The 14,112-nt window shown below is 64.9% G+C and carries 14 protein-coding genes; 8 read left to right on the top strand and 6 right to left on the bottom strand.

Annotated features, from left to right (window positions below):
• Positions 1-31: 31 nt before the first annotated feature.
• Together AC1DJW_RS12555 and AC1DJW_RS12560 are read right to left on the bottom strand one after the other, a co-directional pair.
• Entirely contained in the window at positions 32-658 is a 627-nt protein-coding gene (locus AC1DJW_RS12555; protein WP_476901552.1) for a response regulator, read from the bottom strand.
• Positions 655-1,878 (bottom strand): sensor histidine kinase, encoded by a 1,224-nt coding sequence (locus AC1DJW_RS12560; protein ID WP_476901553.1) that lies wholly within the window; start codon positions 1,876-1,878, stop codon positions 655-657. Before AC1DJW_RS12560 ends, AC1DJW_RS12555 begins: the two co-directional genes overlap by 4 nt.
• 161 nt (positions 1,879-2,039) lie before the next feature.
• Between AC1DJW_RS12560 and AC1DJW_RS12565 the strand changes: the two genes are divergently transcribed.
• Positions 2,040-2,600, top strand: coding sequence for a GlcG/HbpS family heme-binding protein (locus AC1DJW_RS12565; protein ID WP_390281612.1), 561 nt, complete (start codon positions 2,040-2,042; stop codon positions 2,598-2,600).
• A 93-nt stretch (positions 2,601-2,693) separates the two neighbouring features.
• On the opposite strand, the gene AC1DJW_RS12570 is transcribed toward AC1DJW_RS12565, so the two are convergent.
• Genes AC1DJW_RS12570 through AC1DJW_RS12580 form a run of 3 tightly spaced genes read right to left on the bottom strand, consistent with a single transcriptional unit; the run spans position 2,694 to position 5,341 of the window.
• Positions 2,694-3,911, bottom strand: coding sequence for an acetyl-CoA acetyltransferase (locus AC1DJW_RS12570; protein WP_476901554.1), 1,218 nt, complete (start codon positions 3,909-3,911; stop codon positions 2,694-2,696).
• Complete coding sequence (locus tag AC1DJW_RS12575; RefSeq protein ID WP_476901555.1) at positions 3,908-4,597, bottom strand: CoA transferase subunit B; 690 nt, start codon at positions 4,595-4,597, stop codon at positions 3,908-3,910. Before AC1DJW_RS12575 ends, AC1DJW_RS12570 begins: the two co-directional genes overlap by 4 nt.
• 30 nt (positions 4,598-4,627) lie before the next feature.
• Positions 4,628-5,341, bottom strand: a complete 714-nt coding sequence (locus AC1DJW_RS12580) for a CoA transferase subunit A (RefSeq protein ID WP_284754734.1) — start codon at positions 5,339-5,341, stop codon at positions 4,628-4,630.
• 214 nt (positions 5,342-5,555) lie between these two features.
• Between AC1DJW_RS12580 and AC1DJW_RS12585 the strand changes: the two genes are divergently transcribed.
• The 7 genes from AC1DJW_RS12585 (at position 5,556) to AC1DJW_RS12615 (ending at position 13,077) form a co-directional block, all read left to right on the top strand.
• The gene (locus tag AC1DJW_RS12585; RefSeq protein WP_459342179.1) at positions 5,556-6,338 is read left to right on the top strand and encodes an IclR family transcriptional regulator; all 783 of its coding nucleotides are present in this window, start codon (positions 5,556-5,558) and stop codon (positions 6,336-6,338) included.
• A gap of 149 nt (positions 6,339-6,487) precedes the next feature.
• Positions 6,488-7,159, top strand: coding sequence for a fasciclin domain-containing protein (locus tag AC1DJW_RS12590; RefSeq protein WP_459342180.1), 672 nt, complete (start codon positions 6,488-6,490; stop codon positions 7,157-7,159).
• 74 nt (positions 7,160-7,233) lie between these two features.
• Complete coding sequence (locus tag AC1DJW_RS12595; RefSeq protein ID WP_476901556.1) at positions 7,234-8,625, top strand: cryptochrome/photolyase family protein; 1,392 nt, start codon at positions 7,234-7,236, stop codon at positions 8,623-8,625.
• Between the two features lie 146 nt (positions 8,626-8,771).
• Positions 8,772-10,271: a CoA-acylating methylmalonate-semialdehyde dehydrogenase gene (locus AC1DJW_RS12600; protein WP_476901557.1), complete on the top strand. Its 1,500-nt coding sequence runs from the start codon at positions 8,772-8,774 to the stop codon at positions 10,269-10,271.
• Entirely contained in the window at positions 10,271-11,317 is a 1,047-nt protein-coding gene (locus tag AC1DJW_RS12605) for an enoyl-CoA hydratase/isomerase family protein (protein WP_459342182.1), read from the top strand. Before AC1DJW_RS12600 ends, AC1DJW_RS12605 begins: the two co-directional genes overlap by 1 nt.
• A complete protein-coding gene (gene mmsB, locus AC1DJW_RS12610; RefSeq protein WP_390281632.1) occupies positions 11,310-12,233 on the top strand; it encodes a 3-hydroxyisobutyrate dehydrogenase in 924 nt (307 codons plus the stop codon). Before AC1DJW_RS12605 ends, mmsB begins: the two co-directional genes overlap by 8 nt.
• Before the next feature lie 64 nt (positions 12,234-12,297).
• Positions 12,298-13,077 carry an enoyl-CoA hydratase gene (locus tag AC1DJW_RS12615; RefSeq protein ID WP_284754642.1) on the top strand — a complete coding sequence of 260 codons (780 nt, stop codon included), beginning with the start codon at positions 12,298-12,300 and terminating at the stop codon, positions 13,075-13,077.
• 42 nt (positions 13,078-13,119) lie between these two features.
• Here the strand turns inward: AC1DJW_RS12615 and AC1DJW_RS12620 are convergent, their stop codons facing one another.
• Positions 13,120-13,998 (bottom strand): sulfurtransferase, encoded by an 879-nt coding sequence (locus AC1DJW_RS12620; RefSeq protein ID WP_476901558.1) that lies wholly within the window; start codon positions 13,996-13,998, stop codon positions 13,120-13,122.
• Positions 13,999-14,112: the final 114 nt, after the last annotated feature.

The following is a 14,112-nucleotide window of genomic DNA, read 5'->3' on the forward strand; positions in this document are numbered from 1 at the left end:
GCCAAATCGACACCAGCATCCGAATTTTTTCTTAGCGCATCCCCTCGCGGCGAATGGCCACCGCAATCGCGGCCGCCCGTGTCTCGACGCCGAGCTTGGCGTAGATGTGCGCCAAATGCGTTTTGACCGTGGCCTCGGAAATGAACAGGCGTTTGCCGAGCTCACGGTTGCTGAGGCCTTGGATGAGGAGACTGAGCAGTTCGGCTTCCCGCGGGGTGAGGACCTCGTCCGGGTTGCGCAATTGCTGGAACAACTTGCTGGCCACAGGTGCGCTCATGACGCTCTTGCCTTGCGCCGCGCCCCGGACCGCAGCGAAGATCTCCTCCGGCGCGGCGTCCTTGAGCACGTAGCCCATGGCACCTGCGTCCACGGCCCTCACGATGTCGGCATCGGAATCATAGGTAGTGAACACCAGCACCGCTTGCTGCTTGCTCGCTTCACGCAGGCGCTTGATCGCCTCGATTCCGTCCATGCCCTGGCCCATGGCGAGGTCCATCATGACGACGTCGGCCGGGTGCTGTTGCGCTACAGCGAGGGCTTCCTCTCCGGATGCGGCTTCTGCGACGACGGTGATGTCCGGCTGGGTGCCGAGCAAGGCCTTGAGTCCGCTGCGGACCACCAAATGGTCATCGACGAGCAGGACCGAAACGGGGTTCATGGAGTGTCTTTCTTGATGGGCGCCTGGTTTGCCCTGCTGGGTTCCATAACGGGCAGCGGCAGTTGCGCGGCCACGACGGTTCCTTCTCCAGGGGAGCTCTCCACTGAAAATACTCCGCCGAGTCGTTCCACCCGTTGGCGCATGGCACGTAGACCGTAACCTCCCTTTTCCGACGGCGGAGGTACCGCAGCGGGATCAAAGCCGCGGCCGTCGTCGAACACGTCAAGGGTGACAGCCCCGGGAAGGAATCCCAGCGTCAAACTGGCGTGCTCAGCGTCGGCGTGGAGTTTGATGTTGGCCGCCGCGCTCTGGGTCACGCGCACCAGGGCATGGCGGACCTCGTCGGGTACCGGGCGGGGATCGCCGGTGACGTGGAGGACTACGGAGCCGAGGTATTGGCGCGCGGCCTGTTCGAGGGCCTGGGGCAGCGGTCCGTTCTCCAGCCCGGGAGCGGAAAGTTCGTGGACCAGGCTGCGGGTGTCGGCCAGGTTCTGCCGTAGGAGCGTCCCGGCCCTCTGCACTTCCGCTTTCGCTCCCTCTTCAGGCCACGACCGTTGCGCGGCTTCGAGCAGCAGCAGGCTGCTGGCGAGGCCTTGCGTGACGGTGTCATGGATTTCCCGCGAAACACGCTCGCGCTCCGCGGTGATCCCGGCTGCGCGTTCGCTGGCGGCCAGGCGTTCCTGTGCTTGGGAGACGTCGGCATGGAGTCGGCGTTGCAGCGCGGCGTCCTGCTCGATTCGGTCGTAGACCAACGTGAGCAGAACCGCAGCGGCTATGGGCCCGAGCAGCATAGCTACGTCGGTGTCGCCGCTGAGGCGGAACAGCCCGATGGCCGTTGCAATTGCCGTCAAACCCGCGGCCAGATAGGCGATCCAACCGCTGAAGGCCGCGCGCGACAGGAAAAACAAAGCCAAGGAGCACCACGCAAAACTCGGTGCGGCGATGACCAGCACAGCCCAGGCGAGCACGAGCGCCACCATCCACAACAGCCACGGCTGGCGCCGCTTGGCCAGCACCGCCACCACTGCATAGAGAATGCAGACCGCGGCCGCCAGGGCCACTGTCCAGAGATTGTCGGCCGGGCTGTGCCGCAGGACGTAGCGCACGCCGGATGCCACCATGAGCACGGCGAAGCTGAGGTGAACCACTGCATCAATCGGGCCCAGGGTGGGGCGGAAGGCAGCGGCGCGGGAGGCCGTCCCGTTCGGAGATTCCGGCATTCTTCCCATGCTAGGCGCGTTCCGGTCGCCGGTCTCTCCGCCTTTTGGCTGATACCGGGAGCGGAAAGGATGAGGCCAGGCGCGACGAGCGCCGGATGTGCGGAGGAAGCCCTGCCGGAAGCATGGAAATGTACCCGTTGCCGACCTCCCGGAGGACCACCATGAAGAAGTCCAACAAGATCTTCGCCGTCGCTGCCGCAGGAGCTTTGCTCCTGACCGGCGGGGCAACCGCCGTCGCGAATGCCGTGACGCCCGCCGCCGCAAAGATCGCGACTGCCACCGTCGACGTCAATCCCTCGGCGGAAAACGTTGTCTCCCAGAATCGCATCACCGTCGGGGCATCCAGCCAGGCTGTCAACGCTGCTTTGGCGAAGTGCCAGGCCGACAAGCTTCCGTTCGTCACGGTTGCGCTCGTGGACCGCTTCGGAACAGTGCAGGCCTTGCTCCGCGGCGACAATGCGGCCGAACACACCATCGAGGCCGCCAAGCAGAAGGCCTACACCGCAGCCGCCTTCGGTGCCCCGACGAGCGAACTGGCCAAGAGGATCAATGGCAACGGACCGTCGATCGCCGACCTCCCGGGCACTCTTTTCCTCCCGGGTGGCGTGCCGCTCAAGGTGAACGGCGTCTCGGTGGCGGGAATCGGCGTCGGCGGCGCACCGGACGGCGCCCTTGACGAAGCGTGTGCAGCAGCCGGTGCGGCGGTGCTTGCGGCGCAGTAGGGAAGCGGCGTCAAGTTGGGGGCGAGGGCGCCGGCCCCCGCCCCGCCCGCTTCGCGGTGCCCACCACACCCGGGCAGGGGCCGCCGCCCTCGCTTAGACAGCCTCCAAAACTGAGACGTAGTTCGCGATGCCAACGCCGCCCATGTTCTGTACGGCGCCGCGGCGGGCGTTGGGCAGTTGCATGGCGCCGGCGGTTCCGGTGAGCTGCATGGCCGCGATGACGTGCTGCGATACGCCGGTGGCGCCCACGGGGTGGCCCTTGGCCTTCAGGCCGCCGGAGACGTTGATGGGCAGCTTGCCGTCCTTGTAGACCCAGCCCTCCTGCACTGCCCTGGAGCCTTCGCCGCGCGGCGTGAGTCCCATGGCCTCGTACATGATCAGTTCGGCGATCGTGAAGCAATCGTGCACTTCGGCGAAGTCCAGTCCGTCGATCCCGATGCCCGCCATCCCCAGCGCGCGCTCCCAGGAGACCCGCGTAGCGGCGAACTCCGTGGGGTCGCGGCGCTCTGGCGGGAAGAAGTCGTTCGCGTGCCCGAAGCCCGCCAACCGTACGGGTTCGGTAGCAGGGCCCGACGCCGTGCCGAGGGATAGCACGACGGCGGCGGCGCCGTCGGACACGGGGGAGCAGTCGGTGCGGCGCAGCGGTTCGGCGACCATGGGGTTTTTCTCGGAAACCGTCCGGCAGAACTCCTCGCCGAAGTCCCGATGCATCTGCGCGTAGGGGTTGTCCATGCCGTTGCGGTGGTTCTTGGCGGCGATGGAACCAAGGATGTCGCCCAAGCCGCCGGCAAAACCAGAGCCTTCGATGCCCGCGGCATACCGCTTGTCGTAGTGCTTGGCCACCTCGGCGAACAGTCCCGTGAAGCCAGTGGTGGATGCCTTGCCTGCCATTTCGTAGGACGCGCCGAGGAGGGCTGCGCCAACGACGTCCGCCCCCGCATCCGTCATCTTCTCGGCCCCGATCACCAGGACGTTGCGGGCAGTGCCGGCCAGCACGGCCTTCACGCCCTGCTGGAACGCTGCGGAACCGGAAGCGCAGGCGTTTTCGGTCCTGGTTGCGGGCACGTTGGAAAGATCTTCGGACAGCTGGAGGGCAAGCGAGGACGTGAAGCCCAGGGGCTGCATGCCGGAGTTGAACTGGCCGAGGTATATCTCGTCGATGTCCCGGGGCTCAAGGCCCGAGTTCTGGATGGCCTCCGCGGACACCTGGACGATCAGGGACTCGAGCGTCTCGTCCGTGAGCTTGCCGAACTTGCTGTGTCCCCAGCCGGTGAGCAGGACATCTTTGCCGAACTGGTCTTTCAGGCTCATGCTGTGGCTCCTTCGAGAGCGGGTTCCTCCAAGGAGACCGTGAATGCGGCCTCCGTCTTGCTACGGATCTCCTCCACGGTGACCCCGGGCGCGAGGCGGCTCAGCGTGAGCTGCCGCCCGCCGTCTGTTTCTTGTACGTTCCGCACGAGATCAAATACCGCGAGGTCGCTGACAATCCGGTCCACAACCCCCAACCCGGTCAACGGCAGGGTGCATTCCCGGACGATCTTGGCGCTCCCGTCCTTGGCGTTGTGCTCGGTGAGGACCACGACGCGCGGGGTCCCGGCGACCAGGTCCATGGCGCCGCCCATGCCCTTGACCATCTTTCCCGGAATGGTCCAGTTGGCGAGGTCGCCGTTGCCGGAAACCTGCATGGCGCCGAGGATGGCAACCTTGACGTGTCCGCCCCGGATCATCCCGAAAGACGTCGCGGAGTCGAAGATGCTGCCGCCGGGCAGGACCGTGACGGTCTGCTTGCCGGCGTTGATGAGGTCGGCGTCTTCCTCGCCTTCATAGGGGAAGGGCCCCATGCCGAGCAGTCCGTTCTCGCTTTGCAGGACAACCCGCACACCTTCAGACAGGTTGTTGGCAACAAGGGTGGGAATGCCGATGCCGAGATTGACGTAATCACCGTCGTTGAGTTCCTGGGCCGCAATGGCGGCCATCTCGTCGCGGGTCCATGCCATGGTGGTACTCCTTCGCTGGGTTGTTTGCGGTCAGGCCAGGGCGTCAGCGCGCTGGCGGACGGTGCGCTGCTCGATGTCCTTCGCCCGGCCGCTCGCCTGGACCAGCCGTTGGACGTAGACGCCGGGCGTCACGATGTTGTTGGGGTCCAGCTCGCCGGGCTCCACGATCACTTCGGCCTCGGCGATGGTCACGATTCCCGCTGTCGCCACGACCGGGTTGAAGTTCCGGGCCGTGTAGCGGTAGATCAGGTTGCCGTCCGTGTCCGCGGTGTGGGCGTGGACCAGCGCGACGTCGGCGACGATCCCACGCTCTCGGACGTACGTGACGCCGTCGAACTCTTCGAGCGGCTTGCCTTCGGCAACCAGGGTTCCGACGCCGGTCCGCGTGTAGAAGGCGGGGATTCCGGCGCCTCCCGCGCGGAGTCGCTCCGCGAGGGTGCCCTGGGGAGCGAACTCGACCTCAAGCTGGCCGGAGAGATACTGCTCGGCGAAAAGCTTGTTCTCGCCCACGTACGAGGCGATGACCTTGCGGACCTGGCCGGCTTCGATGAGGACGCCGAGTCCCTTGCCGTCAATGCCCATGTTGTTGGAGACCACAGTCAGGTCCTTGACCCCCGAATCGCGGACGGCATCGATGAGGTCCGCAGGGATGCCGCTGAGCCCGAAGCCGCCGACGGCGATCGTCTGGCCGTCGCGCAGGACGTCCTGCAGTGCAACGGCTGCGCTGGGATGGATTTTGGCCATGGCGTTGTCCTCGTCTTTGAGTAGGGTCACTCGGCAGTTATCCACTTTGTGGACACTGTGCTGAGCTAGTCGTCTGGGCTGGTCGTTTGGCAAGGAGCATATGGTGGCCTGGGCGAAGGGTCAACGGCGTCCTATGGGCAGTGAGGCTGAATTCGCACAGTGTGGACGCTAGTCTTTTAAGTGTCCACATTGTGGAGGAAATCTTTGGAGAGGGGTGGAGTTGCCGACTCAGCAGCCACAAATCAAACCCGTGCAGGGCGCCCAGGTGGTGGGGCGGGTCGCCGCGCTCCTCAGGCTCGTGGGACGCAAGCCGGAGGGCATGTCCATCGCTGGCCTGGTCCGCGAGTCGGGGTTGACGCGCCCGACGGTACACCGCTTGCTCGCGTCCCTTGCCGCCGAAGGCCTGCTGGACCACGAGCAGGGGACCGGCAACTGGATCCTGGGGCCTGAGATTTTCCTGTTGGGGTCCGTGGCGGCGGCGCGTTTCCCGTTTGAGGGTTTGGCCCGGCCCAGCCTGCGCCGCCTGGCCGGGGAGAGCGGGGAAAGCGCCTTCTATTCCATCCGTCGTGGCCACGAAACGGTATGCGTGCTCCGCGAAGAAGGCAGCTTTCCCGTGCGCTCGTTCGTGTTGCACGAGGGCGTCAGGTTCCCGCTCGGCGTGGCGTCGGCGGGCACCGCGATCATGGCTTTCCTGCCGGACGAGGAGCAGGAACTCGTCTTGTCCAACTGGGGACAGCACGCTGGAGAATTCGCTACAGGCCATACCGAGAGCGTGGTGCGTCGGAACCTTGAGCAGACCCGAATGGTCGGGTATTCGGTGAATCCCGGGTTGGTGCTTGAAGGAAGTTGGGGGATGGCCGCCGCCGTTTTCGACCAACTGGGCCGGCCAATCGGCGCCTTGTCCCTCACGGGCATCGAGCCGCGGTTCCGTCCTGAACGCCAGGAATTCCTCGGCAAGTTGCTCATGGAAGAAGCGCACCGGATGAGCTCCGCTTGAGGCCTTCCAGATTAAGTTTTGAAACTCACCCATCCCCGCAGCCCGCACCTCCGAATAGCTGGCATAAGGACTTAGCCCCGCAAAGGTGAAGTGCTTTCACGCCGGAATCAACCGGCACCGAATGTCAGTCCGTTTGAAGGAGAAATGTCATGCTTGCTACAAAGCGCACGTCTTTTGCGATCGCCGGTCTCGCCGCTTCCGCCCTGCTGGGCCTCACCGCTTGTGGCGGCTCCGCCTCCACGGCTTCACCGTCGTCGGCCGCTCCGAGCTCGTCGTCCACCATGGCGGCGACCCCCTCCGCTTCTGCAAGCGCCGCGATGGACCCGAGCAAAGACCTGGTTGGCCCGGGCTGTGCAGCTTACGCTTCCCAGGTTCCCAGCGGTGCAGGTTCCGTTGCCGGCATGGCTCTCGACCCCGTAGCCGTGGCCGCTTCCAACAACCCGCTGCTCAAGACCCTCACGGCCGCTGTGTCCGGCAAGCTGAACCCCAAGGTGAACCTGGTGGACACGCTCAACGGCAGCCAGTTCACTGTCTTCGCTCCTGTGGACAGCGCCTTCGCCAAGATCCCCGCCGCCACCATCGACAGCCTCAAGACCGACGACGCTCTCTTGAGCAAGATCCTCACCTACCACGTCATCCCCGGCCAGTTGACCCCGGACCAGATCGTGGGAACCCACAAGACGGTTGAGGGTGACTCCGTGACCGTTACGGGATCCAAGGACGCACTCAAGGTTGACGGAGGCTCTGCCGTGATCTGCGGTGGCGTCCACACCGCCAACGCCACGGTGTACCTGGTTGACAGCGTCCTGATGCCGAAGTAAATATCAACACAGATCATGCCCCTTAGGATTCGTCTTGAGGGGCATGACCTTTGCAGCAAACCCGAGGGGAAATAGTGAAGCCGTCAATCGTGTGGTTCCGGGACGACCTCCGGGCCACGGACAACCCGGCGCTGCGGGCGGCAGCTGACGACGGTGCCGCCGTCGCGCTCTATGTCCTCGACGAGGAATCGCCGGGCATCAGGCCGCTCGGCGGCGCTTCCCGCTGGTGGCTGCATCATTCCCTGCTTTCCCTTCGCGAAGACCTCGCGGCCCTGGGCGTGCCGCTCTTGTTGCGCCGCGGACCGGCGGCCGAGATCGTCCGGGAAACCGCGACGGCGGTGGGATCTGGATCGCTGTACTGGAACCGCCGTTATGGCGAGCCAGAACGAATGCTCGACGCCGGCATCAAGACCTGGGCGCGAGAGTCCGGGATACACGCGGAGAGTTTCCAAGCCTCCTTGCTGCACGAGCCGTGGGCCGTCACCACGAAGCAAGGTGGACCCTTCAAGGTCTTCACGCCTTTTTGGCGGACCGTGTCCGGCTTGGATTTCCGAGAACCGCTGGAAGCCCCGGAACCGGGCCGGGGATTCTCCGGCCAACTGCCTGAATCCGAGGAATTGGACACCTGGGGATTGTTACCGCGGAAACCGGATTGGTCTGCCGGATTGTCCGAAAGCTGGCAGCCGGGTTCGGCCCAGGCCCATGAACTTCTTGATGACTTCCTGGAGCGTGGGCTGGCGGACTATTCGGTGAACCGGGATCGTCCGGACCTGCCGGGCAGTAGCCGATTGTCGCCCTTCTTGCGCTGGGGGCAGCTCAGCCCGTTCGAGGTATGGCATGCCCAGCAGGGCCGGCGTCGGGAACTGGGCGATGGCGCCGCCGTCTTCGCCTCGGAACTTGGGTGGCGTGAATTCTGCTGGCACCAATACTTCCATCACCCGGACCTGGCAACGGCCAATTTGCGGCCGGGGTTCGACCACTATCCGTGGGCTTGGCCCGGTGGCCAGGGTGCCGGCTCGCCAGATGCCGCCGCCCAGGAAACCACCTTCCTCCGCGCATGGCAGGAGGGCCGCACCGGGTTCCCCTTGGTGGACGCCGGCCAGCGGCAATTGTGGCACTCGGGATGGATGCACAACCGGGTTCGCATGGTCTCCGCCAGCCTCTTGGTGAAGAACCTTGGCGTGCACTGGCAAGTGGGCGAGCAATGGTTCTGGGACACCCTGGTGGATGCCGATCCTGCCTCGAATCCTGCGAACTGGCAGTGGGTAGCGGGTTCCGGTGCGGACGCTTCACCCTTCTTCAGGATCTTCAACCCGGAGACCCAGGCCGCGAAATTCGATCCCCACGGCAGCTACGTTGGCCAGTGGATCCCCGAGCTGTCCACGGCGGACTATCCGGAGCCGGTGGTTGACCTTAAAGCCTCGCGGCGGGAGGCGCTGGATGCCTACGGCTCGCTCCCGCGTTGAGCCGGGCCGCCTGGGCAGCAACTGAAGTCCTCTAGAAATTAGTAGGAAGTCCGAGTATATTCGGGATCAAAGACGTCCCGGAGCGCAGTTGGACATGTGCTTTCGAGGCCGATGGCGGGCATTCCCCCTATGCAAAGGAGCATTCCATGGTGCGCGAACTTTCCCACTACATTGACGGCCAGAGGATCGACGGGACCTCCACTCGCTTTGGCGATGTCTACAATCCTTGCACCGGCGAGGTCCAGGCACGGCTTCCCTTGGCCAGTGCTGACGAGGTCAGGAACGCCATAGCGAGCGCGGAGAAGGGCCAGCTCGAATGGGGCGCCATGAACCCGCAGCGCCGCGGCCGGATCCTGCTGAAGTTCGTGGACTTGGTCAACGAACACATGGACGAACTCGCCACGCTCCTTTCCTCCGAGCACGGCAAGACCTTCCCCGATGCCAAGGGTGACATCCAGCGCGGCATCGAGGTGGTGGAGTTCGCCGCCGGCGCGCCCCACCTGCTCAAGGGCGAATTCTCGGACAACGCAGGCACGGGCATCGACGTCCACTCATTGCGCCAGCCGCTCGGCGTCGTCGCGGGCATTACGCCTTTCAACTTCCCTGCCATGATTCCACTCTGGAAGTCCGGCCCCGCGCTGGCTGCCGGCAACGCCTTCATCCTCAAGCCTTCTGAGCGTGATCCGTCCGTGCCGCTGCGCCTGGCAGAACTTTTCACCGAGGCGGGATTGCCGGACGGCGTCTTCAACGTCATCAATGGCGACAAGGAAGCCGTGGATACCCTCCTCGAGGATCCGCGCGTGAAGGCCATCGGCTTCGTCGGATCCACGCCGATTGCCCAGTACATTTACGCCACCGCCGCGGCCCACGGGAAGCGCGCCCAGTGCTTCGGCGGCGCCAAGAACCACATGGTGATCATGCCCGACGCCGATCTCGACATGGCCGCGGATGCCCTCATCGGTGCCGGCTTCGGCTCCGCCGGCGAGCGTTGCATGGCGATTTCGGTGGCCGTATCCGTTGGCCAGGAGACGGCTGATCAGCTCGTCTCCAAGTTGCAGGACCGCATCAAGGCCCTGAAGGTGGGTCCCAGCCTGGCCGCGGATTCGGACTTCGGACCTGTCGTCGCCGCCTCGGCGAAGCACCGTATCGAGGGATACATCCAAGCGGGCGTCGACCAGGGCGCCACACTCGTCACCGATGGGCGCGACCTGAAGGTGGACGGATACGCCGGAGGTTTCTGGGTTGGCCCGACACTCTTCGACAACGTCACGAAGGACATGTCCATCTACAAGGAGGAGATCTTCGGCCCGGTCCTGAGCGTCCTCCGCGCAGCTGACTACGAAGAAGCGCTGCGGCTTTGCTCCGAGCACGAGTTCGGCAACGGCGTCGCGATCTTCACCCGCGACGGCGACGCCGCCCGCGACTTCGCGAGCCGCGTCGAGGTCGGCATGGTGGGCATCAACGTCCCCATTCCCGTCCCGATTGCCTACTACACTTTCGGTGGCTGGAAGGCCTCGGGCTTCGGCGACCTGAACCAGCACGGCGCGGACGCCTTCCGCTTCTACACCAAGACCAAGACGGTCACCACCCGTTGGCCCTCCGGCATCCGCCAGGGCGCCAGCTTCGTGATGCCGGCCGGCAGCTAATGGCGGAGGTTCTGTTCGAGAAGCGGGGCCACCTCGGCGTCGTTACTTTGAACCGTCCCCAGGCGGTCAACGCGCTCACAGCCGGCATGGTGCACGCCATGCTGGAGCAGCTCACGGCCTGGGTGGTCGACGACGACATCAAGACAGTTTTGGTGCACGGCGCCGGGGATCGCGGGTTATGCGCGGGCGGAGACATCGTGGCGATCTACGACGACATGCTGCGCCACGGCAACCAGACCGCCGACTTCTGGGCAGCGGAGTACCGCCTGAACTCGCTCATTGCCAGGTACCCGAAGCCGTACGTGGCTTTCATGGACGGGCTGGTCCTTGGTGGCGGGGTCGGGATCTCGGCCCACGGCTCCGTCCGTGTGGTCACCGAGCGGACCCGTACAGGCATGCCGGAAACAACGATCGGTTTTGTGCCCGACGTCGGCGGAACCCTTCTGCTGTCCCGCTCACCGGGCGAGTCTGGCACCCACGCAGCCCTCACGGGTGCCCACTTGAGCGGGGCCGACGCCCTGTTTCTTGGGCTCGCGGACCACTTCGTCCCGTCCGAAAGCCTGTCCGCGCTCGCGGAAGCGCTGGAAAGCTCGACGGCGGAGGCCGCCGTCGGGCGCTTTGTGCAGGAACCGCCGGCCTCGGCACTGTCCGGCCAGCGCGAGTGGATCGATGCCGCCTATGCCTCCGACGACGCTGAGGAAATTATCGCCAGGCTGCGCGACGCCGAGGGGGATGCCGCTGCCGCCGCGGACACGATCGAGACGAAGTCGCCCACGGCCGTGAAGGTCACCCTGGAATCGTTGCGGCGCGTCCGGGGGCTCTCCCTCGAGGAAGCCTTGGAACAGGAATACCGCGTTGGCTTGCGATGCCTGACCGGACCGGATTTTCGCGAGGGGATCCGCGCCCAAGTGGTGGACAAGGACCGCAACCCCCAGTGGAAGCCAGCCTCCCTGGCGGAGGTGTCGCCAGCCGCCGTCGAGGGCTTCTTCGCATCGCTCGGCGACCGTGAACTCAAACTTCATTCAAAGGAGTCCGACCATGTCTGAAAACGCAGCTTCCGGCACCATCGCTTTCCTCGGCCTTGGCCACATGGGCGGCCCCATGGCCGTGAATCTTGTCAAAGCCGGGCATCAAGTGGTGGCGTACGATCCCGTCACGGCAGCACTTGAGGCGGCCCGTGAACACGGCATTGCCACGGTGGATTCCGCTTCCGAAGCCGTTGCGGGGGCATCCGTTGTCCTGACGATGCTGCCCAGTGGCAAGCACGTCCTGGACGCTTACCGGGGAGTGGACGGGGCGCCCGGCCTGCTCTCCGTGGCTGCCCCGGACACACTGTTCCTCGACTGCTCCACCATCAACGTCGACGAGGCCCGCGAGGCAGCAGCCATTGCCCTGGACGCCGGCCACCGCTCCGTGGACGCGCCCGTTTCCGGAGGCGTGGTGGGTGCCGAAGCAGGAACCCTGACCTTCATGGTGGGGGCGCTGCCCGAGGACTTCGAAACGGTGAAGCCGATCCTGGAACTCATGGGCCGGAGGATCGTGCACTGCGGAGACCACGGAGCCGGGCAGGCCGCCAAGGTCTGCAACAACATGATCCTGGGCGTGTCCATGATCGCCGTTAGCGAGGCGTTCGTCCTGGGCGAGAAGCTGGGCCTGACGCACCAAGCGTTGTTCGATGTCGCCTCCAACGCCTCCGGGCAGTGCTGGGCGTTGACCACCAACTGCCCGGTTCCCGGACCGGTTCCCACGAGCCCGGCCAACCGCGACTACCAACCCGGATTCGCCGGAGCGCTCATGGCGAAGGACCTCCGGCTCGCGGTCAACGCGCTTGAGAGCACCGGAGTCGACGGGCAAATGGGGCACCTGGCATCGAAGATTTATGACGCTTTCGCCGCCGAAGGCGGAGCCGGGCGTGACTTCTCCGGCATCATCACGGACATCCGGGACAAGTCCGCCAAGTAGCCTTGGCGGATAGGACACAACTGGGCAACCGACAAAACTGAGCAACCGACAAAAGGGGCACGGCTTGGCGCAGCAGTATGAAAACATCCTGGTGGAACTCCGTGGACGGGTGGGTTTGGTGACCCTGAACCGGCCGAAGGCGCTCAATGCGTTGAACCAGGCCACCATGAATGAGATCGTGGCCGCCGTGTCGGACATGGACGCGGATCCCGGAGTGGGTGCCGTGGTGATCACCGGCTCGGAAAAGGCCTTCGCGGCCGGAGCCGACATCAAGGAGATGGCATCCAAGGGGTACATGGAAATGTACGCCGCCGACTGGTTCCGTGGTTGGGAAAACCTCACCCGCCTGCGCATTCCCGTGATTGCCGCAGTGTCGGGCTTTGCCTTGGGTGGAGGTTGTGAACTTGCCATGATGTGCGATTTCATCATTGCCGGGGACAACGCCAAGTTCGGCCAACCGGAAATCAACCTCGGTGTCATTCCCGGCATGGGCGGCTCGCAGCGGTTGACCCATGCCGTGGGCAAGGCCAAGGCGATGGACATGGTCCTCACGGGCCGGTTCATGGGCGCCGAGGAAGCGGAACGGGCAGGACTTGTTTCCCGCGTCGTGCCGGCCGATTCCGTGGTGGAAGAGGCACTGAAGGCCGCCGAAGTGATCGCATCCAAGTCCAAACCGGTTGCCATGGTGGCGAAGGAAGCCGTCAATGCCGCCTTCGAAACCGGCCTCTCCCAGGGCGTTTTGTTTGAGCGTCGGATCTTCCACTCATTGTTCGCCACCGAGGACCAAAAAGAGGGCATGGCTGCGTTCAACGAGAAGCGTCAGCCGGAGTTCAAACACCTTTAGGGTCCGCCCAAAACGGCGCTGGGCCCACGCCGGCAGGGTTCCCTAGCCGAACTTGTGAGGCGAGGGGGGCCGGTGGGGAGCAGTGGATGGCCCATTTGCGGCTCCGAGCTCGACCGGGAGTTCGAGCGCGTGGCCGTATTGGGACCAGCCGCCCGTGAAGAGCCGGCCGTGTCCAAGACCGGCATACTCCAAGGCCAAGAGATTGTGGCAAGCCGTCACCCCGGAGCCGCAATAGCTGATGACGTTCTCTGCAGACGTGATACCCGCCTTGGCGAAGATGCGCAGCAACTCGGCCTTGCTGCGCAGTTTCCCGGCGGGGCCAAGGTTCTCCCTGCACGGGACGTTCCTCGCGCCGGGCACATGCCCCGGCCGTGGATCGATGGGGTCCTGCCTGCCCTCGAAGCGGTCACGGTTGCGTGCGTCCACCGCGAGGTTCGTTTCGATCGAGAGTTCGTGGATCTCCGCCAGTCGGTTGCTCGGCCACGGTTTGGCAGTGAAATCACCCGCGGGCCTCGAAGGGTGTTCGGTTTCCAGGGGCCCTTCGTAGCTGCCCAGCCCACCATCCAGAAGAGCTGAGCTGTGGCCTGTGGCGCGCAGCATCCAGACCAAGCGTGCGGCGATGACCCCGCCGGCGTCGTCGTAAGCCACCACGATATTGTCGTCGCTGATTCCCAATTCCCGCATCCCCAGGGCGAAATCATGCGACGCGGGCAGCGGGTTCCGTCCTTCGAGTGGCGATCCCTCCGCCGAGAGCCATCGATCCAGATCGACAAAGACGGCGCCGGGGATGTGCCCGCGGTCGTAAGCTTCCCGGCCGGAGCGTCCGTCGAGGTACCAGCGCACATCGGCCAGCACCACGCGGCGACGGTTTTGAGACAACCATTCGAGATCGACAAAGGGTTCCACAGCTGAATTCTGCATAGCCACAATGCTAGGACCGAGTCTCACTATTTGATATATGAATCTCATAATGTGGTCGGCCGGTGCAATTAGAGCCTTGTGGCCATCGCAAGCCCGGCGTAGAGTCCAGCTGCC

The sequence above is a fragment of the Arthrobacter sp. 05L417 genome, assembly GCF_056397865.1.